The sequence below is a fragment of the candidate division KSB1 bacterium genome (genome assembly GCA_034521575.1).
Classification (GTDB): Bacteria; Zhuqueibacterota; Zhuqueibacteria; order Residuimicrobiales; family Krinioviventaceae; genus JAXHMJ01.
In genome coordinates, this window is the sequence record JAXHMJ010000003.1 from 42,734 (window position 1) to 66,033 (window position 23,300).

24 protein-coding genes, 1 tRNA gene and 1 pseudogene are annotated in these 23,300 nt (G+C 48.6%); 18 read left to right on the top strand and 8 right to left on the bottom strand.

Going from position 1 to position 23,300, the window contains the following annotated elements; translation table 11 throughout:
* Positions 1 to 114 precede the first annotated feature (114 nt).
* The 4 genes from U5R06_08610 to U5R06_08625 all read left to right on the top strand — a co-directional run bounded on the left by U5R06_08610 (position 115) and on the right by U5R06_08625 (position 4,502).
* On the top strand, positions 115 to 2,277 hold the full coding sequence (locus tag U5R06_08610) for a hypothetical protein (protein MDZ7722856.1): 2,163 nt from the start codon (positions 115 to 117) through the stop codon (positions 2,275 to 2,277).
* A gap of 23 nt (positions 2,278 to 2,300) precedes the next feature.
* The gene (locus U5R06_08615) at positions 2,301 to 2,882 is read left to right on the top strand and encodes a FlgD immunoglobulin-like domain containing protein (protein MDZ7722857.1); all 582 of its coding nucleotides are present in this window, start codon (positions 2,301 to 2,303) and stop codon (positions 2,880 to 2,882) included.
* A gap of 227 nt (positions 2,883 to 3,109) precedes the next feature.
* Positions 3,110 to 3,946, top strand: a complete 837-nt coding sequence (locus U5R06_08620; GenBank protein MDZ7722858.1) for an EFR1 family ferrodoxin — start codon at positions 3,110 to 3,112, stop codon at positions 3,944 to 3,946.
* A 70-nt stretch (positions 3,947 to 4,016) separates the two neighbouring features.
* Positions 4,017 to 4,502 carry a pyridoxamine 5'-phosphate oxidase family protein gene (locus U5R06_08625; GenBank protein ID MDZ7722859.1) on the top strand — a complete coding sequence of 162 codons (486 nt, stop codon included), beginning with the start codon at positions 4,017 to 4,019 and terminating at the stop codon, positions 4,500 to 4,502.
* On the opposite strand, the gene U5R06_08630 is transcribed toward U5R06_08625, so the two are convergent.
* Positions 4,503 to 6,131: a thioredoxin domain-containing protein gene (locus U5R06_08630; protein MDZ7722860.1), complete on the bottom strand. Its 1,629-nt coding sequence runs from the start codon at positions 6,129 to 6,131 to the stop codon at positions 4,503 to 4,505.
* 1 nt (position 6,132) lies between these two features.
* A complete protein-coding gene (locus U5R06_08635) occupies positions 6,133 to 6,666 on the bottom strand; it encodes a thioredoxin domain-containing protein (GenBank protein ID MDZ7722861.1) in 534 nt (177 codons plus the stop codon).
* 153 nt (positions 6,667 to 6,819) lie between these two features.
* Between U5R06_08635 and U5R06_08640 the strand changes: the two genes are divergently transcribed.
* A tRNA-Arg gene (locus U5R06_08640) sits at positions 6,820 to 6,893 on the top strand.
* A 914-nt stretch (positions 6,894 to 7,807) separates the two neighbouring features.
* Here the strand turns inward: U5R06_08640 and U5R06_08645 are convergent.
* Positions 7,808 to 8,284, bottom strand: a complete 477-nt coding sequence (locus tag U5R06_08645) for a hypothetical protein (protein ID MDZ7722862.1) — start codon at positions 8,282 to 8,284, stop codon at positions 7,808 to 7,810.
* A 1,238-nt stretch (positions 8,285 to 9,522) separates the two neighbouring features.
* On the bottom strand, positions 9,523 to 10,941 hold the full coding sequence (rlmD, locus tag U5R06_08650) for a 23S rRNA (uracil(1939)-C(5))-methyltransferase RlmD (protein ID MDZ7722863.1): 1,419 nt from the start codon (positions 10,939 to 10,941) through the stop codon (positions 9,523 to 9,525).
* Positions 10,942 to 11,223: 282 nt separating this feature from the next.
* On the opposite strand from rlmD, the gene U5R06_08655 reads away from it, so the two are divergent.
* From U5R06_08655 to U5R06_08715, 13 genes and pseudogenes are all read left to right on the top strand, one after another.
* Positions 11,224 to 11,796, top strand: coding sequence for a helix-turn-helix domain-containing protein (locus U5R06_08655; GenBank protein ID MDZ7722864.1), 573 nt, complete (start codon positions 11,224 to 11,226; stop codon positions 11,794 to 11,796).
* Positions 11,789 to 11,977, top strand: coding sequence for an IclR family transcriptional regulator C-terminal domain-containing protein (locus U5R06_08660; protein MDZ7722865.1), 189 nt, complete (start codon positions 11,789 to 11,791; stop codon positions 11,975 to 11,977). Before U5R06_08655 ends, U5R06_08660 begins: the two co-directional genes overlap by 8 nt.
* A 167-nt stretch (positions 11,978 to 12,144) precedes the next feature.
* Positions 12,145 to 12,315 carry a hypothetical protein gene (locus tag U5R06_08665; GenBank protein MDZ7722866.1) on the top strand — a complete coding sequence of 57 codons (171 nt, stop codon included), beginning with the start codon at positions 12,145 to 12,147 and terminating at the stop codon, positions 12,313 to 12,315.
* The gene (gene kduI / locus U5R06_08670; GenBank protein MDZ7722867.1) at positions 12,282 to 12,971 is read left to right on the top strand and encodes a 5-dehydro-4-deoxy-D-glucuronate isomerase; all 690 of its coding nucleotides are present in this window, start codon (positions 12,282 to 12,284) and stop codon (positions 12,969 to 12,971) included. The genes U5R06_08665 and kduI overlap by 34 nt, the downstream gene beginning before the upstream one ends.
* 66 nt (positions 12,972 to 13,037) lie before the next feature.
* Positions 13,038 to 13,803, top strand: a pseudogene (locus U5R06_08675) (SDR family oxidoreductase).
* Between the two features lie 282 nt (positions 13,804 to 14,085).
* Entirely contained in the window at positions 14,086 to 14,307 is a 222-nt protein-coding gene (locus tag U5R06_08680; protein ID MDZ7722868.1) for an ATP-binding cassette domain-containing protein, read from the top strand.
* Positions 14,285 to 14,752 carry an ATP-binding cassette domain-containing protein gene (locus U5R06_08685; GenBank protein ID MDZ7722869.1) on the top strand — a complete coding sequence of 156 codons (468 nt, stop codon included), beginning with the start codon at positions 14,285 to 14,287 and terminating at the stop codon, positions 14,750 to 14,752. The genes U5R06_08680 and U5R06_08685 overlap by 23 nt, the downstream gene beginning before the upstream one ends.
* A complete protein-coding gene (locus tag U5R06_08690) occupies positions 14,745 to 15,695 on the top strand; it encodes a SufD family Fe-S cluster assembly protein (GenBank protein ID MDZ7722870.1) in 951 nt (316 codons plus the stop codon). Before U5R06_08685 ends, U5R06_08690 begins: the two co-directional genes overlap by 8 nt.
* Positions 15,696 to 15,891: 196 nt before the next feature.
* Positions 15,892 to 16,194 carry a hypothetical protein gene (locus U5R06_08695; protein ID MDZ7722871.1) on the top strand — a complete coding sequence of 101 codons (303 nt, stop codon included), beginning with the start codon at positions 15,892 to 15,894 and terminating at the stop codon, positions 16,192 to 16,194.
* Positions 16,195 to 16,241: 47 nt separating this feature from the next.
* The gene (locus U5R06_08700; GenBank protein ID MDZ7722872.1) at positions 16,242 to 16,721 is read left to right on the top strand and encodes an arylamine N-acetyltransferase; all 480 of its coding nucleotides are present in this window, start codon (positions 16,242 to 16,244) and stop codon (positions 16,719 to 16,721) included.
* On the top strand, positions 16,685 to 17,107 hold the full coding sequence (locus U5R06_08705) for a hypothetical protein (GenBank protein ID MDZ7722873.1): 423 nt from the start codon (positions 16,685 to 16,687) through the stop codon (positions 17,105 to 17,107). The genes U5R06_08700 and U5R06_08705 overlap by 37 nt, the downstream gene beginning before the upstream one ends.
* A 3-nt stretch (positions 17,108 to 17,110) precedes the next feature.
* A complete protein-coding gene (locus U5R06_08710) occupies positions 17,111 to 17,662 on the top strand; it encodes a DUF4416 family protein (protein MDZ7722874.1) in 552 nt (183 codons plus the stop codon).
* An 851-nt stretch (positions 17,663 to 18,513) separates the two neighbouring features.
* Complete coding sequence (locus U5R06_08715) at positions 18,514 to 19,653, top strand: ATP-binding protein (GenBank protein MDZ7722875.1); 1,140 nt, start codon at positions 18,514 to 18,516, stop codon at positions 19,651 to 19,653.
* 562 nt (positions 19,654 to 20,215) lie between these two features.
* On the opposite strand, the gene U5R06_08720 is transcribed toward U5R06_08715, so the two are convergent.
* From U5R06_08720 to U5R06_08735, 4 genes are all read right to left on the bottom strand, one after another.
* The gene (locus U5R06_08720; GenBank protein MDZ7722876.1) at positions 20,216 to 20,755 is read right to left on the bottom strand and encodes a transposase; all 540 of its coding nucleotides are present in this window, start codon (positions 20,753 to 20,755) and stop codon (positions 20,216 to 20,218) included.
* Between the two features lie 183 nt (positions 20,756 to 20,938).
* Complete coding sequence (locus U5R06_08725; protein ID MDZ7722877.1) at positions 20,939 to 22,246, bottom strand: HNH endonuclease; 1,308 nt, start codon at positions 22,244 to 22,246, stop codon at positions 20,939 to 20,941.
* 266 nt (positions 22,247 to 22,512) lie between these two features.
* Positions 22,513 to 22,971, bottom strand: a complete 459-nt coding sequence (locus U5R06_08730) for a hypothetical protein (GenBank protein ID MDZ7722878.1) — start codon at positions 22,969 to 22,971, stop codon at positions 22,513 to 22,515.
* Positions 22,972 to 23,041: 70 nt separating this feature from the next.
* Positions 23,042 to 23,293: a hypothetical protein gene (locus U5R06_08735; GenBank protein MDZ7722879.1), complete on the bottom strand. Its 252-nt coding sequence runs from the start codon at positions 23,291 to 23,293 to the stop codon at positions 23,042 to 23,044.
* Positions 23,294 to 23,300 lie beyond the last annotated feature (7 nt).

The following is a 23,300-nucleotide window of genomic DNA, read 5'->3' on the forward strand; positions in this document are numbered from 1 at the left end:
GCGCAGAATCTGTGTATTTCTGAGCGCAATTGCATTTCAGATAATACCGGCTGTGGCAGCGTAACGGTATGTAACAGACCGTTGTTCGGTTCATTTTATGTGGAGGTAAAAATCATGTCACAAAAAACATTGTTTTGGGGATTTGTGCTTCTCGTGATTTTGCTGGTTGTGGCGATTGTTTTCAGTCAAATACCGCCGCAAATCCATTATCAGGGGATGCTGCATGACAGCGCGGGGGAACCGGTGAATGATCGGTTGTCCGTAACGTTTTATCTGTATGCCGGTGTGACCGGTGGTGCCGCTCTCTGGCAGGAATCGTATGATACCCTGCAGGTTACAAACGGTCATTTCAGTGTGCTCCTGGGGGCGGTGAATCCGATCCCGGGCTCGATATTCGACGGTGCTTCTCTTTATCTGACCCTCAAGGTAGCCGGAGATCAAGAAATGCAGCCGCGTCAGCCGCTGGTCAGTGTGGGGTATGCGTTCAAGGCGCTGAACAGCGACAGTCTGGCCGGAAACAGTGCAGCGGATTTTGTAGAGAAAGGCGAGGAAAACAGCGTCAATACACTCATGCTGTCGGATGATGCCGTGACCGCAGACAAGATTGGTCCGGACATTGTCAGCAGTATTGATGGTGTATCCCATGACGGCGGGAATGTGGATTTGGTGGCGGGCAGCAATGTGAACATTGTCCCGGATGATGCTGCCAACACGATCACCATATCCGCGTCCGGCGGACAGGGCGGCGGCGATATTACCGCTGTGACGGCGGGAGCCGGATTGAACGGCGGCGGCGATGCCGGTGATGTGCAGCTGAATGTGAACGTGCCCCTGCATCTGTCTTCGGATCAGGATACCGTCATCCTCGGCAGCTGCGGCAGCGGTTTTGGTTATCTGGGCAGTCTGCTCTATGGTGTATACGGAGAGACCATCGGTGACCTGGATACCTGGGGCGTGCTGGGAAAAAACGCTGTGGACGGGAACTGGGGTGGACTTGGCGGCGATGATGTCGGTATCAGGGGATACAGTCCCCACGGCCGCGGAATCTACGGTTCGAGTGATTCCAATACCGGGGTGTATGGAAAAAACACGGTTAACGGATTTTACGGTTATCTGGGCGGTTCCGAGTATGCTGTTTATGGTGAGAATGCAGGTAAAAACACCTATGCTTATCTCGGCGGCGACAGTGTCAGTGTATACGGCTCAGCCGGTAGTCCGATGAGCAGTCCGCATTATGCAGTCCTTGGAGAGAAAGGCAGCTGCTGGGGTGCGCTGGCAAGCAGTTATCATATGGATGAAGAATACGGTGTGGTGGGATTCAGCCAGATGGACCATGGTGTCTACGGGATCGGAGGATTAGAGAGTGCCGGAGTCTTTGGCCAAAATAGCGGCCACTATGGGTATTTAGGCGGTGATTATGGCGTTTATGGCGAGGCTGGTGTAGAAAATATGCCGGGGCATGGAAAGTTTGGATTTTTAGGCGGGAATACGGCTGCGGTATACGGCGAGAATCCGAATAATGGAAATTACGCATTTCTGGCAGGAGATACCAGTGCGGTGTTTGGCTATACCGAATGGTCAAATTTTGCTGTATTCGGTGAAAATCCGCGGCTGCATTGCTGGGGCGCGCTGGCCGGTACGCATCCGGGCTATTCAGCTCAGCCTGATAACGGCGTGTTTGGCTACAGTTTTGAGGGTGTCGGCGTGTGGGGTGAGAGCGAGACGGATATCGGCGTGTACGGCGACGGCGAGGTCGGTGTCAAAGCACAGGGTTCTTACCGGGCCGGGTGGTTTGTCGGAGATGTGGATATCAGCGGCGCCTTGTCCAAGGGCGGCGGCGCGTTCAAAATCGACCATCCCCTGGATCCTGAGAACAAGTATCTGCAGCATTCCTTTGTCGAATCCCCGGATATGATGAACGTCTACAACGGCAATGTCGAGCTGGACGCCGGCGGTCGGGCTGTGGTTGAACTGCCGGACTGGTTCGAGGTCTTGAATCGCGATTTCCGCTATCAATTGACGGCCATCGGTGAACCGGGCCCGAACCTGCATATTTCTGAGGAGGTGCAGGACAACCGTTTTGTCATTGCCGGCGGAACCCCCGGTATGACCGTGTCCTGGCAGATCACCGGTATACGACAGGACCCCTGGGCGAAACAGCACCGAATCCAGGTGGAAGTTAACAAACAGGGAGAAGAAAGCGGCCGGTATCTGTATCCCGAGGAAAACAGTGTGTCAGAGACGCAGGGTATTCATTATCAGATGAATCAGAAATAAACTATAATTATAAAGGAAAAGTCATGAGCTATTCAGATAAAAGAACTTGTTTGTTTCTGCTGGTGTTCCTCCTGTGTGTTTCCGGTGGTCTGATGTCACAAACAAGCGATACCTATATGTTAAAACGGGCGGTGACAGATGCCGGTGGCGGTCGCATGGCGTCCGGACAGTTCGCGTCCTGGAGCTCTGCCGGTGAACCCGTTTCCGCAGGCATGCTGCTCAGCGAAAACTACCGCATAGAGGCCGGATTCTGGGCCGGTGTTGACCTGGTGACAGGCGTGGATGAGGATCCGGCAGCGGAAGGTTCTTTGCCGATGCAGTTTTATGTTCGACAAAATTATCCCAATCCGTTCAATCCGGCAACCACCATAGAATACGCACTGCCGCACGGCGCACGAGTCAGTCTGATTGTTTACGCTATGACCGGACGCCGTATTAAAGTTCTCATCAGCAATAGACAAGACGCCGGCGTGCATCAAGTGGTGTGGGACGGCACGGACCACTCGGGACGCCGTGTGGCGTCCGGTGTGTATGTTTACCGGCTGTTGTATAAAGATGCGCCGCAAAATCGTGTGCATACTGGCAAGATGATGCTGGTGAAATAAGAACCGCCGGGCGGCGGGAGCGCCGCCCGGCGTGTCAAGTCAATAGTACGGATATTTGTCTCTCTGCCGGAACGATAAGGTGAAAATGTTTTTTTGGGGGAATTACTTTGGATTTTCACGATAAAAATTTATATTTTATAAACCATTCATTGAATAGAAAAGCATATTCCAAATTGCCGCGTTCCGGATAAATCCGAGTCCGGGGGCTGCTGCAGAGGGAAATAACCGTGTCTGAACTCTATTGTCTTTACCATTCCGGATCCGGCAGTACGCGTATGATTACCGGTATTTTATGTGATCCGCTGGCTGATCATTTTCCGATTAAACACACATCCGTCAACCGGGTCCGCGATCATGCTGCGCTGGCTGCCTCGGATTTGCTCATTCTGGCATTCCCGACCTATCACTGTCATCCATCGGATTCCATGCTGCGTTTTGTGCGAACATTGCCGGTTCGCGAGCAGCCGCAACGCGCTTTTATACTCACCACCTGCGGCTGGTTTCGTGGCAACAGCATCAGGATTTTGGCCCGGGAACTGCGCAAAAAGAATGTTCTAACCGTCGGACATGCCACAATCCGTGGCCCCGCCAGCGACGGGGTGGTCATGTCGCCGATTGATTTTCGTATTCTATACCGGTACGGTAAAGATACCGCCGCAAGGCTGTTGCGCTCGCATTCCGAAATTGACGCCATATTGCGCAAACAATCATGCGGAGAAAACGCACCGGCATTCAGCTGGTATGCGCCATTGAACGCGCCCAACAAATATCTCGGTATGCTGACCTCACATCTGCTGAAACAGCGCATCCATGTGCTGAAAGAACAGTGCATAAACTGCGGTCGCTGCGTGGCAGCCTGTGAACGCGGCTGTTTTTCATCGGCAGATATGACGCCGGTATTCAGCCCGGGCAGCTGCGAGTTTTGTCTCAGGTGCGTGCACCAATGCCCGCAGAATGCCATTGTGTTTTCCAGGCGACAGGTGCAGCAGTCGCGTTTGACCCCGGAATTTTATGCGCAGGCGGAAACAAAAATCCGCACGCAATTAAACAAAGATGTTGCCTGATCCATCAGGATTGAAATTGAATATTGTATTCAGAATAACTGTCATTGATTCTATTTGAACAGGAACCCCTATGAGCCGTTATCACATGCAGAACCGCCGCGAACGCGAAATCACCTCTGAACCGGAGATTAACCGTGTTTTGAAACAGGGCAAGTTTGTCACCATCGCCTTGTGCCGCGGTAACGAGCCGTATATTGTGACGATGAGTTACGGCTATGACGCGTCCCGGCGTGCCTTGTATTTTCATTGCGCCACAAAGGGACTCAAGCTCGAATTTATACATGACAATCCGCGCGTCTGCGCCACAATTATCGAGGATGGCGGTTATATTGTCGATGAATGCGCACACGCTTACCGATCGGTTGTGCTTTGGGGAGGGCTGTCCGTGGTCAAGGAACAGGGCGAGCGTGAGCACGGCATGCGGGTGCTCATCGAGCATCTGGAAAGCACAGCGTCCCAGATTGAGCGGCTGTTCGGCAATGTAGCCGGCTCATGGGAGCGTATGCAAGTGCTCAAACTGGAGATTGATGAGATGACCGGCAAAGCGGGGCGGTGATCAGCCATTCCTCAGCATCTCTAACATTTCCTCAATATTAGTGGTCGGGGACTGACAAGCGTGATTTTGACACACATAGGCGGTTGCCTGGCCGTCGATGCCGGTCTGCTGTTGGGTGAATTCGGCCAAATAGCTGATATCCGGGTCGTCGGTGTCTGTCGGGCGCAGCAGCGTTACTGCATTGGGGATGTACTGCCGCTGCAGGGCGCGCAGTATGTCGCGGGTGTCATGAGCTTGAGGTGATCCTGCAATAAGCACTTCAAATTGGGGATAAAGGGCCAACATCAGGGCGGACAAATAGTGCGTGTGACCCAGGGGAATGCGTTTGATCTGTTCCGCAAACGCCTGACCGATGCGCTGCGCTTCGATTTCCAGTCGGGACTCGCCGGTGATGCGCGCCAGGCGCAGCAGATTCATGGCGGCCACGGAATTGCCCGAGGGGATGGCGCCGTCATAGATTTCTTTCGGCCGTACCAGCAAGTCCGATTGATCGGATGCGGAAAAATAAAATCCGCCGGACTCGCTATCTGAAAACCGGTCCAGCATCTGACTGTTCAGTTCAACGGCCCATTTCAGATACTGCACATCGTACACCGCTTCGTAAAGTTCCAGCAGTCCCCAAACGGTAAACGCATAATCATTTAAATGTGCGGGCAGTCCGGCCTGACCCCGGCGCCATCGTTTCAGCAGCCGCCCGTGTTTGTCAACAAGATGTGTTTGAACAAACGCTGCGGCTTTTCGAGCGGCGTCGGCGTAGCGCGGATCGTCCAGCGCTGCTGCGCCTTTGGCCAGGGCGGCGATCATCAGACCGTTCCAGTCTGTGAGAATCTTGTCGTCTTTATACGGGTGCACCCGCTGTTCGCGCGCTTCAAACAAGGCCTGACGCGCACTCTGCCACCTAACTTCCAGTTCATCCGGGGTGAGATTGTGATGCCGTGCCCCCTCTTCTGCGGTTGAGGTGAAATGTGGGATGCTGCGACCGGTTTTTTGGCGGCTGGCCTGGTCGACAAAATTACCGCCGCTTCTGATATTCAGAATGTCGTTGATAAGCTCGGCTTTGTCTTTACCGAGAACCTGTTTGGTTTCTTCCGGTGTCCACAGATAGAACAACCCTTCTTCGCCCTGGCTGTCCGCGTCTTCGGCGGAGTAAAATCCACCCTCCGGATGCGTCATGTCGCGTAGTACATACTCAAACACCTGGCGCGCGGTCTGTGCGTATTCCTCCTTCCCGGTTGCCTGGAACGTTTCGATGTTGGCCAGCGCCATCAGCGCCTGATCGTAGAGCATTTTTTCAAAATGCGGCAGCAACCACTGGGCGTCCGTGGAATAGCGGTGAAAGCCGAATCCGATCTGATCATACACACCGCCGTGCCGCATACTCTGCAGGGTCTGTTCAACCATATGCAGCAGCCGGGCATCTCCCGTATGATGCCAGCGGCGCAACAAAAACAGCAGATTGTGCGGTGATGGAAATTTGGGTGCGTTACCAAATCCGCCGTAGGTGCTGTCAAAGCGGCTAACCAGCTGCTTATAAGCCGTGTCAACCGTCGATTCATCAGGCGTGGTGTCGGTTGCACTCTGACTGTTTTTGTGCAGATGTTCCAATACCTGCTGTGCGCTTTCATGCACCTTATTGCGCTGATGTTTCCAAATGTCCGTAATTCCGGCGATCAGGCTCAGAAAGCCCGATGCGTCCGAACCGGTTTGTTTGGGGAAAATAGGTGCCGGCGTAAAACGGCTGTTTGTCCGGCGTCAGGATCACGGTCAGTGGCCAGCCGCCGCTGCCGGTCATAAGCTGACAGGAGGACATGTACACCTGATCCAGATCCGGGCGTTCCTCCCGGTCGACTTTGATGCAGATAAACGCCTCGTTCAGCTGTTCCGCTGTCTCCGGGTCCTCAAAAGATTCATGCGCCATTACATGACACCAGTGGCAGGTGGAATAGCCGATGGACAGGAATACCGGCTTGTCCTCTGCTTTGGCGCGTTCAAACGCCTCGTCGCCCCACGGATACCAGTCCACAGGATTGTCTGCGTGCTGCAGCAAATAGGGACTCTGTTCAAAGATCAGCCGGTTGTAATGCTGCCCGCCGTCTTTCGGCAGCTGTTTGATTTCTTGTTGTGTGAGAGGCTGTGCCTCTGCTGTATATTGAGAATGTGCCATACTATCACCATTGGGTTGCAATACTGCTCTTTTTTTAAAAACAATCGGCTACCCGGGGACATTCCAAATTCTTTTCACCCATCAGACTGTTTTGCGAACAAAAGTCTTGAAATTTTGAAAAATAATGCTTAAAATAGTCGCTGTAATTGTTACGCGCCCATAGCTCAGCTGGATAGAGCAACGGACTTCTAATCCGTAGGTCGCAGGTTCGAATCCTGCTGGGCGTGCTCAAGTCAGAAGGCATATCTGCTCAAACAGCAGATATGCCTTTTTATATTTCAGGGTGATATTTGCGCAAGATATATGGAACAAAGCAACCGACTTTTAATGCGTGGGTCGCAGGTTCGAATCCTGCTGGGCGTGCTCAAGTCAGAAGGCATATCTGCTCAAACAGCAGATATGCCTTTTTATATTTCAGGGTGATATTTGCGCAAGATATATGGAACAAAGCAACCGACTTTTAATGCGTGGGTCGCAGGTTCGAATCCTGTTGGGCGTGCTCAAGTCAGAAGGTCGGCAAGTCAAAAATTCGGTTCCGTTTTGGAGTGAAATATCCACGAGTTTTCATGGACGGCATTCATCGCAAGCCCCGCGTATACAGAGCACGGATTCTGACGGTGAATTGTACCGCTGACTGCAGATTCTGCACGGCAACATCACGTCTACTGAACTCTATATGCCAACCTCGTCGTACAATTCCAAAATGCGATACAAACATAGGGGGCTTGAGCCCTCTTTCATCTTTGAGCCCACGGATTCATTCGTGGGCGGTTGGCCCTGGTGGCAATCCTGTGCCGTATCCGCACACAATAATTAAACCTCTCCGAGGTTCCGCTATTGATTCTCACGGACACCTCTGCCCCTCGCATTTATAGCACAGTACATATCTGATTTTACAGGTTTTGCGATATTGCTGCAAGCTAAAACGCCTGAAATAAGCTTTTCAATAATACGATTTCAGCACACAGCGGCAGATGTTTATCGGGGAACGACAGTTTATACCTTTGCATTTTTTATCCCCTGTCCGGGTGTTTACCTTATTTTTATCTTTGCAAGCTTAGGTGCTGCAAGACATCGCATCAACTACCTTATTACCTTATTTTTTATCATGTTATACGTTGTTAGCCGTTTACAAACGAGTTTATTTGAAAAACGCGAACAACAACCCCATAATCGCCCCGATCTGCCCGATCCAAAAGATGAACATCCAGCGGATCATATTACGTTCTACATGGGCGATATTGACATTGACTTTGCCAATCTCTTCTGTCATGCGCTCATTAACTTTGCCAATCTCTTCCGTCATGTGCTCATTGACTTTGGAACTTTCTATGGTGATACGTTCGTTGACCTTGCCGATTTCTACTGTGATCCGGTTATCCAGACGCTGTTCCGTTTGTGATATCGCAAGCTTAAGCTCTCCTGTTTCCTTGGTAATCCGTTCATTGAATTTACCGATTTCTTTGGTCAAGCGATGCTCAAATTTGGCTTCAACAATCGTCAGCATCTCTTGTTTTTGCTCTTCTTTACTCACATTCATCAAATTAACAAGACTTTGAGAGCCTTCTTCTCCCAACTTTTCTCGCAACGGTTTTTCAATTACAGCAACTTTTGCCATTGTACCCTCCTTTTCATGATAAACATAACATAATTTAATGATATTTCAGGTAAATACAAGAGAAAAATCAAAGATTAATGGGTTTGAAAGTCGAAATGTGATAAAACCAAAACTATACATCAACAGTGCGCATCAATTCGACTCCCTATCAATAGTTCCACGAAAACAATAGCCAAAATCAATTTCAAGATAACTCAAAACCAGGCGTACAACAATGTAAAACAATTCAAGAAAAGGCGTGAGAAGGAAAAAACAAAATATTGCTCAGGAATTTTCCAAAATTGATATTGAAAAAATTCGAGAAAATATAAAAACAACAACATCAACATCTAAAAAGTATTTTATATCAAGAAAATCTCTAGCAATACTTCGCAAAAGTGACTTCTTATCCAAAGTCAATTTCTGCTTTCAAACAAAATATTTATCTGCTAAAACACAATAAATCCAACTAAATTTTGTTGCAATACACTATTTTAGTAAAAAACGGTTCTGTAAAACCTTATTTCCATGGTGTTTAAGCTTAGTAGCCAGGAGACCCCATTGAATTCAAGCTTATTAGCTTATTAAACGGAAATGGGTATGCTGAAAAGGCCAACAGCTGGACAATTGGTACACCAGCGCAAGCCAAAGTTCGCCCCGGATATCTTCCCGCTCGGCCGAAATAAGGTGTTATTAATATTGTAAATGCAGCTACCAGGATGTCAAAGCAAAAATAAGCTTTCAAACTTGTGGTTTGGGAATTCGCAACGTGTTGAGATGATTTTGACGGTATCCTTTGCGGTGCTTGCAGGATGTGAAAAGAGAGGGGGTAGCGGAAGACAGGCAGCCGAGCGGCCGGCCTGCGTTTTTCAGCAGGACGGCAAACCGGCTAACAAGAATTTTCGGTGTGTGGGTTGATGGGCAAGCTGAGAGTATGCTTTTCAATAACTATTTAAATGCCGGCTTAGTGAGGCGGTGACCGCCCCGTGAGATACTGTAAACTTTTAAAAAAATATTCCTGCCGCTTTTACGACTATAGCAAATACCTCTCTCACGGGGTGGGCAGCCTGGCTGTAGCGAGGGGGATGCTTCCCCCTTTAAACGAGTGAATGCGTTTTGGCAATCATGTTGAAACGTTTGTTGCCGGGCATTGCCAAAACAACGTTTCGTCCCAATGGATTCCCAAATCAAAAGTTGGCAATTAGGTTTCCGGGTAAGGTATTCACGTGGTGGACAGGATTCCGCACAATTCCGTCCGTTTATTCCATTACCCGCTCCAGCCTCGACACACTTTCCACATGCGCGGTATGCGGAAACATGTCCACCGGCTGCACGGAGATGAGACGATAATCCTCGGCGCACAGGGTCTGCAGTTCGCGCGCCAGGGTGGCGGGATTACAGGACACATGTACAATGCGCTGCGGCCGGTAGCGCAGCACCGCCTCGACGGTTTTGGGGTGCATACCGCCGCGCGGCGGATCGAGAATAACCACATCCGGTTGACCGTAGCGTTCCAGCACCGCGTCCGCGTCTTTGAGCGCGTGCATGAGATCGGTGCAGACGAATTCACAGTTGGAAATGTTGTTGAGCTGCGCGTTGGTCACGGCATTGTCCACGGCCGCCTGCACGGACTCGAATCCGATGACCTGCCGGACATCGTCGCTGATGTAAAGGGCAATGGACCCGGCGCCGCAGTACAGATCAAACACCGTGTCGTCCGGTGTAAAATCAGCGGTCTCGCGAATAATGGCGTACAGCTGCCCGGCCTGCTTGCTGTTGGTCTGGAAAAACGAGTTGCTGGAGATCTGGAAGCTCAATCCGCCCAGGTTTTCCGTGATCACGGATTCACCTTTGAGCAGATGCTCGGTTGTGCAATAGGCCACACTCGATTTGCTGGCGGTGATGCCGTTAATCAGACTGGTGATTTGCGGCACGGCCTCGAGTTCGGTTTTCAAGGCGTCGGCAATCTCCGGTTCGTGACGCGATGTGATCACATTGACCATAATATCGTCGGTGTTGTGGCTGGTGCGGATCACGCAAAAGCGCCAGAATCCCGTGTGCGTGCGCGTCGAATACGCAGGGAGGCCGCTGTCCAGCGCCACGGTGCGCACCCGAGCCAAAATGTCGCTGGTGACAGCGGGACACAGATGACACTCGTTGATGGTCACCACCTTGTCGAAAAACCCGCGCGCGTGCATGCCCACGTACAGCGGTTCCTTTTTGATATCCGCGCCGGAATCAATTTCCTTCCGCGTCAGCCAGCGCTGATCCGAGAATGAGAATTCCATCTTGTTGCGGTAGCGGAATACATCCGGGGAGGGCAGCGTGTCATGACGCTCAAACTCGTGCAGACCGGCCACGCGCTCAATCAAATCAAACACCTGGCGGCCTTTTTCCCGGCACTGCACTTGATAATCCAGCTGCTGAAACGCGCAGCCGCCGCACACGCCGAAATGCTCGCACGGCGCTTGTACGGTGTGTTCGCTTTCTTTCAATACTTCCAGGAGTCGCGCTTCTGCATAGCTCTTGCGTCTTTTGACAATGCGGGCGCGCACGGTTTGTCCCGGTATGGCGTAGCGGATAAAGATGACAAAATCATCGGCACGCGCCAGTCCCTGTCCGCCGTAGGCCAGGGAGTCTATTTTGAGAGTGATCTCGTTTCCTTTTTTCAGTGTCATGGCATCTTTCAGGTTTTGTATCGGATCGGTTTACCGAATTTTATACGATTCAATGATCAAACATTATGATTTGCTACAAGTCCTGAATTTAATGATTATAACAGTCGAATCAAAATAATTACGAGTTTTAATCCTGTCAATCCCGTGTATCCTGTGATCCTGTCCAATAACCGACTGCAATGACCGCACAGGGGAAGAGGTGTTGTTTAGGCTTTGGGTAATTTACCCTTGATTTTCTCATATATAAATCTTATATTCCATATATGAAACCTGGAAAAACCTATGAATAAATATCTCATCCCCAATTTAAGCAACGCCTGTCAGGTAATCAAGGACCTGCTGCTGCACGGCGAGCAGGGACGCTCGTTTGTCAATCTGCAACAGGATCTGGATATCCCCAAGAGCACGTTGTTTCGTATACTAAAAACCCTGGAACACGAAAACATGGTGCAGAAACGCGAGGGACTGCTTTATCCGGGGCCGGTTTTGCAGGGCAGCGCCTCCGGCGGCGGCAATGAACGGCTGCGCAAACTGGCGGTGCCGGTGCTGCAGGAGCTGGCGGACCGCACCGGAGAAACGGCGCATCTGGCGGTATTGAAAGGATTTCAAGCTTTGATCCTCGAAGTCTGCGACGGACCCAATCCGGTGCACGTGGCCTCACGTCCCGGCACACTCGCGTCCCTGGTCAATTCGGCCACCGGCAAAGTGCTGCTCACCTTTCATTTCGGTGAGCATGTGCAGGATGTGCTGGATCATATTTCCTTTGAAGCGCGCACACCCCATTCGATCACCAGATCTGGACGGACTGCGGCGCGAGATCGATTTTGTCCAGCGGCTCGGCTATGCCGTGGATAACGAAGAATATCATCCCGGCGTCCGCTGTCTGGCGGTGCCGGTGTTTGATGTGCATGGCAATGTTATCGCCGCCCTTGGCATTACAGCTCCGGCTTTATCGTTTAAACCGGGCATGGAGCGGGAGATCTATGATGACGTGCGTCGTGCTGCAGACAGACTGCAGAGCAAGCTGAATGATTAAAGACAATAGACGGGATATATAGGATTTACCGGATGAATGAAAAGCAGAAATATTGTTTAATAACCAGAAACAAGGTCCGGTTTTAAGAACAACCGGCAGCATATAAACCAAATTTAAATAGTTTATAAAGTGAATTATAAAAAAGGTAAATAAAAAGGAGAGAAAACATGGAAACACGTTATATACCGGATCCGGTTCGATTCAAGAAAATGGATACCCGGGAGCTGCGGGACAACCTGATTGTACGCAATCTGTTCCTGCCCGGTCAGGTCAAGCTGGTTTATACCGATCTGGACCGCCGATTATCGGCGCGGCAACGCCCACGTCTTCGCCGTTAAAGCTGGCGGCGCCTGAAGAAATGCGCTCGGAATTTTTCTGCAAGCGCCGCGAGGTGGGGGTGTTGAATGTCGGTCATGCCGGACGTGTTGAGGTGGACGGCACGAGCTATGATCTGGATAACCTGGAATGCCTGTACATCGGCCGGGGTTCGAAAGATATCCAGTTCTCCAGTGCTGATCCGAAAAAACCGTCCGGTTTTTATCTGCTCAGCTATCCCGCGCACACCGATTACCCGGTGAAAAAGGCCGCTCAGGAGGATGCCGAAGTGGCCAATCTGGGCAGCAAAGAGGCCTGCAATGAACGCTCGTTGTTCAAATATATTCACCCGAATGGCATTCAGAGTTGTCAGTTGGTGATGGGCTATACGGTTGTGGCTCCGGGTTCGGTCTGGAACACCATGCCGCCGCATACCCATGAACGCCGCATGGAGGCGTATCTGTATTTCGGTCTGGAAGACGGCAAGGTCTTTCATTTTTGCGGGGCGCCGGATGAAACCCGGCATCTGGTGATATCCGATCGCCAGGTGGTGCTGTCGCCGAGTTGGTCCATTCATTCGGGCGCCGGTACCCGTCATTACGCCTTTTGCTGGGGCATGGGCGGCGAAAATCAGGATTTCAGTGATATGGATGCCCTGACGCTAAATGATCTCAAATAGTTAAACTCTGAACCGGCGCCATGATCATAACGCCGGTTCATTTTTACAAGATAAAAGGAAAACGATATGATAGTGGACCAATTCAAGCTTGACGGGAAAACAGCTTTGGTGACCGGCTGCAAGCGCGGACTCGGATACGGCATGGCCCAGGGTCTGGCCGAGGCCGGCGCTGATATCGTGGGCGTGAGCGCGACCCTGGACCCCGCAAGCAGTGAGATTCAGGAACAGGTGGAAAACACAGGCCGCCGGTTCAAAGGATATGCCTGTGATTTTTCCGAGCGCGAGGCGCTGTATGGGTTTATCGAACAGGTGAAAAAAGATATCGATCAGATCGATATTCTGGTGAATAACGCCGGTACGATTCTCCGCAATCCCGCCGCCGAACATTCAGATGAATACTGGGACAAGGTGATCGAGGTCAACCTGAACGCCCAGTTTATCCTCAGCCGGGAATTCGGCAGGCACATGGTTGAGCGCGGCTATGGTAAAATTATTTTTACCGCATCTCTGCTCAGTTATCAGGGCGGGATTACCGTGCCCGGTTATGCGGCCAGCAAACACGGCATTGCCGGACTGACCAGGGCCCTGGCCAATGAATGGGCCGGCAAAGGTGTGAATGTCAATGCCATCGCTCCGGGGTATATGGCCACGGACAATACCCAGGCCCTGCGCGACAATCCCGAGCGTTATAACGCCATAACGGCGCGCATCCGGCACGACGCTGGGGCGTCCCGGTGATATGGCCGGCGCCGCGGTATTTCTGGCGTCCGCGGCTTCGGACTATGTTCACGGTACCGTGCTCACAGTTGACGGCGGCTGGATGGGACGTTAAACCTCACTGCCCAATCGGAATTCTTTAAAAACGCAGATACACCGAATTTGACAGGGTATCTGCGTTTTTTCGTTCCAGTACGGAAACATTATTTAAATCGTCTTATTCGAATTATATCTGTGGGTGTCCCCTGGAAATTAATGTTGATTCCTCCGCCTAAAAATGTGCAAATTATAGGTTGAAATTAAAAATCCTTTAAAAGGAGATGATCCATGCTTGAATTGCAAAATGTCTCTTTGAAACGCGGAGACAGCACCATTATCAGAAAACATAGATCTTCGGGTGCATCCCAACGAAATACACAGTGTACTGGGCCGCAACGGCACCGGCAAGTCCACACTGGCTTATGTGATCATGGGACTGCCCGATTACAAACCGGATACCGGAAAAATCCTGTGGAAGGGAAAAGAAATCACCGGATTGTCCATCGCCGAACGCGCCAAGCTGGGTATTACCGTGGCCTGGCAGGAGCCGGCACGCTTTGGAAGGCATTTCGGTGCGTGATTATCTAAAGCTCGGCGTTTCAAACGGAAGCAAAGACAACCCCGAAACCTTGCTGGAACAGGTGGGCCTGGAATCGGAATTGTACCTGGACCGCTTTGTCGATGAAACCCTGAGCGGTGGCGAACGCAAACGCATTGAACTGGCCGCGGTCATGGCCATGACACCCAGACTGGCGATTTTAGATGAACCCGATTCCGGTATTGATGCTTTGTCCATTGATTATATCAAAACCGTCATCCAGACCCTGGTGCGCCGCGGCGCGACGGTGCTGCTGATTACGCATCACGATGACGTCGCGTCCATCGCCGACCGGACTTCGGCGCTGTGCAGCGGCCGTATTCTGCGCACCGGCGATCCGGAAAAAGTCACCCGTATTTTCCGCAATCACTGTCAACCCTGCACCCATGTCAACGATCCGCGCGAGGAGGTGATACAGAATGTTTGATTTTACCAGTGAATTTGAAGCCCTGGCCGAAGCCTACTCCGAAAGCGGCGGTGAAGTTCAGGATTTAAAAAACGATACCCACGGTCTCATACTGGTCAGCGGCAACGAAGTGCTTGGCACCAACGAGATCAAAGGGCTGCGTATGCAGTCCGAATCCATTCCGGATGGCATTCGCGCCAAAGTCACCGTAGAAAAAGACCATCATTTGCAGAATCCGGTGCACATGTGCTTTGGTGTGCTGCCGGAAAAAGGGGTGCAGAAAATCGAGGTCGAGTTTGACATCCAGGACAATGCCAGCGCCTCGTTTCTGGCGCACTGTACGTTTCCCAAAGCGGTCAAAGTTCAGCATATCATGCACGGTGTGGCGCGCATCGGCAAAAAGGCGCATATGCAGTATCACGAAACCCATTACCACGGCGCCGGCGGTGGGGTGGAGGTGCTGCCGGATATTAAAGTGTATGTGGACGAAGGCGGCCGCTATTCCACGACGTTTAAACTGGTCAAAGGCGCGGCCGGACGTGTGGATATCAAATATGATGCCTGGCTTAAAAAAGATGCAGTCGCGGAAATGTTTGCCAAAATTTACGGCAAAGGCTCGGATGATATCAAGATAAAAGAATCAATTTATCTGGACGGCGAAAACTCACGCGGACTGGCGGAGAGCCGTATTGTGGTTGCAGAAAAAGCCCGGGCTGAAGTGCTGGGCGAGATCGTCGGCACCGGCGAAAACTCGCGCGGACATGTGGACTGTACCGAGATTGTGCAGGGCAAAACCGCGATGGCTTCGGCTGTGCCGCGACTCAAGGTCGTGGACGAGACGTCGCATCTGACCCACGAAGCGGCGATCGGCAGTGTCGACAAAAAGCAAATCCAGACCCTGATGGCGCGCGGACTGGACGAACAGCAGGCCACAGATATGATCGTCGGCGGACTCTTGAGATAATATCGGTTCAGGGTTTGTCAGGATTCACGGGTTTTAGTTGGCTGCCTGACCGGAATAAGTTGTTGATCTTTTTCGTTTCATCTATCTTATGTAACTCGCAGTATTGAATACGGCAACAACGAGGTGGTTATGAAAAAATCAGTGATCATGTGCACATGCCGATATACATCACCGGAATTGAGCCGGATTGATTTCAATGAGGCTCAAGGACCGGCTGCACAAAGAATTTCCGGATGAAAAATTTTTACTGCATCCGGAATTGTGCGAAGAGACCGGTGAGAATATGGTCAATGAGGTCAAGGGTGACGACGTTTTCTATATCACCCCGGCCTGCGGCGTTGAGAAACAGAGGCAGGAAATCCCGTCCACCTTTGAACATGGCGGCGTGTATCTGACCAAAGACAACTGGAATCCGGTTTCGCTGATTGGACTGAGCACGGAGGCGGCCTTTCAAATCATCAAAGACGCCATGCTGGAAAAAGCTGATTCTGATGATTAGCAAATCCCGCCCTTGATTTATCATTTTTTGTTCCTTATCTTTTCATTATGCAAAACATACAACCGGTTACTCTAAATCCGGGTGCGCATGCGCAAAGCGCCCGGAAATTCCTAAAATTTTACAATATTGACGAGCGTAAACGCGGTTTTAAAAGTCTGCGTGATATTCTCACAGCATTTTCCCGACTTCCGTATGAGAATCTGAGCAAAATCGTCAAACTGGAGCGCGATTACACGGCCCCGAACCGCATCCGCCTGCCGGAAGAAGTGATGCAAGGTCACGCCCGTCACCGGCTGGGCGGCACGTGCTTTTCCCTGACTTTTTTTCTCCAGTCTATTCTGGTGTATCTGGATTTCACCTGCTATCCGGTGATCGCGCATATGAGCCGCATGCGCCATTCACACTGCGCTTTGATCATTGTGCGCGGAACCGAGCACTGGCTTGCCGATCCGGGGTATCTGTTGAATCAACCCATGCGTCTGGATAAAGATTGCAGCCGCATGTACCGCACCCGCACACCGGTGTAGAGTTGCGGTTCTGTCAGGATGACGAGTATTATGAGGTGCATACGTTCAATCAGAATCAAATGAAATTCCGCTACCGCTTTCAGAATGTGCCGCAAAGTTCGGAGGAGTTTCTGGATCACTGGCTTGGGTCGTTCTACTGGCCGGGCATGCGCGGTATGTGCCTGACCCGTGTCAATGACGAGGGCATGGTGTATGTGCACAATGATTACGTGCAGGTGCAGAACCTCAAAGGCAAACGCAAAGGACACGTCACGGATATCTATAAACTGGTAAAAGAGAATTTTCAGATCGCGCCCGACTGGGTTGAACGCGCTCAGCAAGCCATCCCGCGTATCATCCGACTGGGACAAGAATACGGGTATTATTCAGATTCGGAGAAGGATTAAAAGATGCAGCCGCAAAGCGTCACACCGGTGAAACTGATTTGCGGTGTTCTGTACAGTGATGCGTCATTGTGCGAGCAGGCGCGTTCGCGCCTGGAATCGCTTTATGGTCGCGTAGATTACAAGAGCAAAGAGGTTGATTTTAATGTCACCGATTATTACGATCCCGAAATGGGAACACCGATTGTGCGCCTGTTTTATTCGTTTCGGCAGCTGATCAGTCCCGGCGACCTCGCGCGTATCAAAATCGACTGCAACCGGATCGAAGATGACCTGGCGCAGGACGGTCAACGCAAGGTCAATCTGGACCCCGGCTACCTGGATTACGACAAGTTTGTGCTCGCCTCTGCAAAGTACAACGGCCACAAAGTATACCTGGATCAGGGGATTTACGCCGACGTCACTCTGTTTTATCAAAAAGGCCGGTTCGATCCATCGCCGTACTGCTTTCCCGATTTCAAAGACGGACGCTATGACGAGACCTTTCTACATATCCGCGCGCAGTACAAGGGGCAGCTGCGGAAATTGATGAGAAACGGGCGGGAAAAATCGGATTGATTTTTTCTGTTTTTGGGAAAATTCAGCTCTGCATACATGTGGATAATAATCAAAGCATTGTTTTGTATGACCGGTCTTTAAGAGGGGGAGGTCTCCCCCTCGCTGCCCCGTGAGATAGGTGTTTAATGTAATAGTCGGGTAAAAGCGGTCGGGGTATTGTATTTATTTTTTTAACGAGGTTGCATGATCTCACAGGGCGGGGCACCGCCTCACTAAACCGGCTTTGCAACAGCTGCCCTCTGCGGTCACACCGCAGATGATGTGATTTCCAATTCCCCTGTTCCCGCGCCCCGGTTTACCGGGCTGAACAACGCAGGCCGGCCGCTCGACTGCCTGTCTTCCGCTACCCCCTCTGTTTTCAGGACGTGCCGTGAGCCGCAGTCATGCGTTGGAATCTGTCCTTTGTCGTACTGCTCCCCGGCTGTGCGACAAATACAAAGGGCAGGGCTCGGCCTTTTGTCCCGCAGCTTTTGAGCCGTGCAGATCATGCAACGCGCAAAGCATAGACCCTTTCGGACCTGCCCATCCCCACCATTCTCGCTGCAAAATTTTATTTTGCAGCGCCATTGCCCGCGAAATTTTATTTTGCGTCTGCCCTGTGTGTTGCGGACCTGCCGATGTGCTCCAGGTACTGAATTCTAAAGAGGAAAAAACCATATTTTTGTTCAGTGGAAAGACAATTTTGCAGCAGGCCAAAACGATATAAACAGACGTTGCTTTTTTTATGATGGACATGAATTTAGCATGATCGAAAAACACTTGATAGTTATCAAAATAATGTTTAATTTTGTCAATAAATTGACAGAATTATATTAAATATTGTCAAAAATAAATAAAAAATGGATATTAATATGTATATACCTCGGAAGCAAATTGACAATATCCAGCGATTATTACAGCCGGGAAAAGTGCTGGTCATTTACGGGGCGCGGCGGGTGGGAAAGACGACTTTGCTCCGGAAATTTCTCGAAAACAGTCGATGGGATCAGAATAAATTGTTAATGGTCTATGGTGATGATATTGTTAGCCGGGAGTATCTGGAAAGCCAATCGATCCAAAAATTGCAGGATTTCGTAGGAAACCATTCGCTGTTGGTTATCGATGAGGCGCAGTATATAAAGAATGTTGGTTTGAATTTGAAGCTTTTGATTGATCATATCCCCGATCTTTGTATATTGGTGACCGGTTCTTCATCATTTGATCTGGCAAATGATATTGGTGAACCCTTGACCGGTAGAAAATATGTTCTTCGACTTTATCCTGTCGCACAGCTTGAATTGGCTCATAAGGAAAAAGTGCATGAGACTCGAGCCAATTTAGAGACCAGATTGATCTATGGTTCATACCCGGAAGTTGTTATGATGCGGGATAATAAACTGCGTGAGCAATACCTGCAGGAATTGGTAAGAGATTATCTGTTCAAAGATATTCTCGAACTGGTAGGCATTCGGCACTCTAACAAACTGCTTCGTCTGTTGCAGCTGTTGGCATTTCAGATCGGTAAAGAAGTATCGTTGAATGAACTCGGAACTCATTTGGGCATGAGTAAAAATACAGTTGATAAATATCTTGATTTGCTGGAAAAGGTATTTGTCATTTATCGTCGAACAGGTTTTAGCCGCAATCCGAGAAAAGAAATTACAAAGAACCATCGATTTTATTTTTATGACACCGGTGTTAGAAATGCATGTATTCAGAATTTCAATCCGATTCAATTGAGAAATGATAAAGGTATGCTTTGGGAAAATTACGTGCTGACAGAGCGTTTGAAACGTAACGACTATCTGAATCATCACGCCTCTTTTTATTTCTGGCGCACCTATGATCGCAACGAGATTGATCTTGTTGAAGAAGCGGGTGGAAAACTGAATGGCTATGAAATTAAATGGCAAAAAGGCAAGGGCAAGGCGCCGAAAAAGTGGCAAATGTTCTATCCGAATGCTGAATACTCGGTCGTTCATACGGAGAACTATATGAATTTTATTAGTTAATGTTTTATTTGAATGTAAAGAGGGGGAGGTTTCCCCCTCGCTGCCCCGTGAGATAGGTGTTTGATGTAATAGTCGGGTAAAAGCGGTCGGGGTATTTTATTTATTTTTTTCAACGAGGTTGCATGATCTCACAGGGCGGGGCACCACCTCGCTAAACCGGCTTTGCAACAGCTCCCCTCTGCGGTCACACAGCAGATGATGTGATTTCCAATTCCCCTGTTCCCGCGCCCCGGTTTACCGGGCTGAACAACGCAGCCTGGCCGCCTGTTTTCCGCTGCCCCCTCTGTTTTCAGGACGTGCCGTGAGCCGCGGTCATGCGTTGGAATCCGTCCTTTGTCGTACTGCTCCCCGGCTGTGCGACAAATACAAAGGGCAGGGCTCGGCCTTTTGTCCCGCAGCTTTGGAGCCGTGCAGATCATGCAACGCGCAAAGCATAGACCCTTTCGGACCTGCCGATACCCATCCTTCTCGTTGGAAAATTTCATTTTGGAACGGGATTGTATGCGAAACTATTGTTTCGCGTCTGTTGTACGTGCATTGGTCTGCCCATCCTTTGATGAATTCAAAACCCCCAATCCCTCTCAACATAAATAATCGACTCGTCCTCTGTAAAATAATTTCGCGCCGAACTGTACACCCAGTGCTCCGGCTGCTGCACATACCCCCGCTCGACTGGATTTCTGTGAATATATTCGATTTTCTGACGCATCATGTCCGGAGACTGCATATATTTCGGATGCATACCCTCCTGCCAGACCTGATACCGGCTTTCAGTTTTGTACGCCTTTTTGTAAAATTTTAGTTGATTCAAGAGCCAGGTCATCTGATCCAACTCGAGCTGTTTGATAATGGCTTTTGACGTAAACTTGCGGAACGACGCGACAACCGATCTCAAGTTTTCCGCTGCAGCAACGAGGTGCAGATGATTGTCCAGAATGACATAGGCATACAATTCCAGATTTTTATACTTCATGCAATAGTTCAGAGAATCAATGATAATTTCAAAATAGCGGCGTTTGGTAAACACCGGCAGCCATTCGACTATGGTGGATGTGAGAAAATAAATACCTTCATCCGTCAGGATTTTATAGCGATCCCGCATGGGTGTCCCCTTTTGTTTTCTGATTCTATTATTTTTTATTATTGCAAAAGAATCTACAAACAGTCTCTCCGCACAATCTCACACTTTTACTCGTTCCAAAATTTCATTTTGGAACGGGCCTGTCCGCGAACCTGTGTTTCGCGTTTGTCTTGTGCGCAGAGACTTTGTTAAAACTTGATAATTTTATGATATATTTGATTTTATAGAACCATCTCTATGTTTCTTGATGTGTTTATTTTTAAACACTGCTTCATTTCTCATTTCGAACATCTGCCAATTCGCTTTATAGCGTCCTATATTTTTTGTTGGCTTTAACACTTCAGCGAGTCGTGGACCATTTTCTTCAGCCAAAGCCCGCTTCGCAGTCCATGTTGAGCCACAGCTTTTACATAACACCTCAATTTCCTCAATAGATCGTTTTAGTGTGAATTTTATATTTTTGCTATCACATACTGGACAGCAAAATCCGTAAAATTTAGCCAGAGATTTAATGTTTTCGGCTGTCACTAGTTCCAGACGCCGTACATGGGCGCGGACAGGGTGATACCCGTTTCCCGATCGATTTTTGCGTTGATGAGCCCGTACCATAGTAAAATAACGATTTTTTATGTCCCCCCAGACCCGTTCATGTCCAATATCTGGTTCCAAGCCATGGTGAAAAGCGCATAAACAAACGAGATTGTTCGGTGTATGTTCTCCCCCTTGAGAGATGGGCTTCTTATGATGAACTTGAATACTTACACGAGAAGGACATCCAGTGACTTGACATCTATTTTCATCCCTATTAATAACAAACTGTTTTAAAGCGTCCCAAAAAGGAGGATAATCCGGCCAGTGTCTAAAAACGTATAGAACAGTCCGGTCTTGTTGTGAGAGTTCAGCTGATGGATCATGGAAATGACGCATGATTGGCTGTTGTGGCTCGGGATGCTCTGTATCCCATTCGGGAATTTCCATGGAAAAATCAAATTTTATTATGTCTGGTTTTGGATGTTTTATTTCCCACATCATCATTCTATTTGAATCCAAATCAGATATTTTTTTTGCTGATATAAAGCAAAAAACCGTTCCAGCAAGTCCAATTAAAGGAATTGACAAGCTTAATAATAAAAAAATTGCAGTTGCAATCCAGAATAGAGTGGGTACACCTGTATATGGAGAATTGGACTTGAATTCACACCGACCCTGAATCCATTCCAATTTTTTTCTTGACACATGTCTATTGATTTTTTCAATTAATAACTCCTGTTCTGCCCGCCATGTTTGATATCTTTGTTTGTAGCTTTTAAGTAGATATTCATACTTTTCAGGATAGGATATTCCAGATATTTTTTCAATACACGATTGACATAGATAAGCTCTGTTGTTTAATAAAATTCCCGGATTTTGGACATTTTGGCACATCACACAGTGCAAGTATGTTGATTCACTGCTATGATTATGATCAATATTGTTTTCATATATCAATTGTTCAATATTAACTCGTTCCATAAATGAACTGGGGATATATGAATGATGCCAAAATTCTTGGGTCATGTGGTTTGACTTTTAATAATACTTGGAAATACTTTTTTGTATACTGTTTGATTTTGGAATTCTGTTTTGTAATCCTTTAATTCTATGAATTTGCTTTATCACCGAGGGAATTTATATGCAACACGAAACAAAGTTTCGTCCCAATGGGTTCCCAAATGGAATTTGGGAACCAGGAAAAGCTCATGGATTACTTTTATTAAATCTATATGTTTCTAGTAGTCTCAAGCAGGTTCACCACTTAATACAACAATACAAGTATTTTTTGGAATTTTTGATTGTCTTAAAAATAAATTCCATTCACTTTCTGGTCGAATTCGACTCGTTTCATAGATAACATAAATAAAACGTTTCCATTCAGGAGATGTGTATCCACGCGTATCCGCAAGTACTTCATCTGCAATTCTGCTCACATTTTCACTACGAGATAAATATTTGTATTCAATCAACGTATTAATTGATTGTATGCCCGTATCCGGTTCAAAATTTTTGATTTGTTTTGTTAAAGTTGGCTTGTGTTTCAAGTCTGGAAAAACACATTTTAAAATTGATTCAATCCTTTGGTGTACGTCAGACTCGTATCTGGGCTTCCCATGAAACACTTTTGTATCTGTAATAACATAATGAATGTTCCTAATAATCTCGAGTATATCCTTATTTACAATTGTCGTACTGTCAATCATAAAAATATTTTTTAAGGCGTTTAGATAACAAATTATTCTTCCAAGTGCTAATGAATGTGATAAACCATCATCAGTAGATTCTAAGGAATAAAAACCATTTTCCGAATTTTTTCATCTCAAGGTATTCTTGTAATGCCATTTTTCTCATTTCGGGCAGCTCTAAAATTTCGAGTAATGCCAAAAGTTGTAAAAAACATGAATCAATCCTCCAAGGAAAATTATAATCATATGCTGAATTATGATATTCAATGAAATCCGAGTCAGTGGTTAGTATTTTTGATTGAAGACCTTGAATCGCTGTTTGGATGTCTATTTCTTTCATGTGTTTC

Bases quoted from the DNA above. Each gene is read 5' to 3' on its own strand.
- U5R06_08725 (MDZ7722877.1), bottom strand. From the start codon at position 22,246: ATGGAACGAGTTAATATTGAACAATTGATATATGAAAACAATATTGAT.
- U5R06_08700 (MDZ7722872.1), top strand. From the start codon at position 16,242: ATGCAAAACATACAACCGGTTACTCTAAATCCGGGTGCGCATGCGCAA.
- U5R06_08665 (MDZ7722866.1), top strand. From the start codon at position 12,145: ATGGAAACACGTTATATACCGGATCCGGTTCGATTCAAGAAAATGGAT.
- U5R06_08695 (MDZ7722871.1), top strand. From the start codon at position 15,892: ATGAGGCTCAAGGACCGGCTGCACAAAGAATTTCCGGATGAAAAATTT.
- U5R06_08635 (MDZ7722861.1), bottom strand. From the start codon at position 6,666: ATGGCACATTCTCAATATACAGCAGAGGCACAGCCTCTCACACAACAA.
- U5R06_08715 (MDZ7722875.1), top strand. From the start codon at position 18,514: ATGTATATACCTCGGAAGCAAATTGACAATATCCAGCGATTATTACAG.
- U5R06_08625 (MDZ7722859.1), top strand. From the start codon at position 4,017: ATGAGCCGTTATCACATGCAGAACCGCCGCGAACGCGAAATCACCTCT.
- U5R06_08615 (MDZ7722857.1), top strand. From the start codon at position 2,301: ATGAGCTATTCAGATAAAAGAACTTGTTTGTTTCTGCTGGTGTTCCTC.
- U5R06_08720 (MDZ7722876.1), bottom strand. From the start codon at position 20,755: ATGCGGGATCGCTATAAAATCCTGACGGATGAAGGTATTTATTTTCTC.
- U5R06_08655 (MDZ7722864.1), top strand. From the start codon at position 11,224: ATGAATAAATATCTCATCCCCAATTTAAGCAACGCCTGTCAGGTAATC.
- U5R06_08610 (MDZ7722856.1), top strand. From the start codon at position 115: ATGTCACAAAAAACATTGTTTTGGGGATTTGTGCTTCTCGTGATTTTG.
- U5R06_08645 (MDZ7722862.1), bottom strand. From the start codon at position 8,284: ATGGCAAAAGTTGCTGTAATTGAAAAACCGTTGCGAGAAAAGTTGGGA.
- U5R06_08735 (MDZ7722879.1), bottom strand. From the start codon at position 23,293: ATGAAAGAAATAGACATCCAAACAGCGATTCAAGGTCTTCAATCAAAA.
- U5R06_08690 (MDZ7722870.1), top strand. From the start codon at position 14,745: ATGTTTGATTTTACCAGTGAATTTGAAGCCCTGGCCGAAGCCTACTCC.
- rlmD (MDZ7722863.1), bottom strand. From the start codon at position 10,941: ATGACACTGAAAAAAGGAAACGAGATCACTCTCAAAATAGACTCCCTG.
- U5R06_08710 (MDZ7722874.1), top strand. From the start codon at position 17,111: ATGCAGCCGCAAAGCGTCACACCGGTGAAACTGATTTGCGGTGTTCTG.
- U5R06_08730 (MDZ7722878.1), bottom strand. From the start codon at position 22,971: ATGATTGACAGTACGACAATTGTAAATAAGGATATACTCGAGATTATT.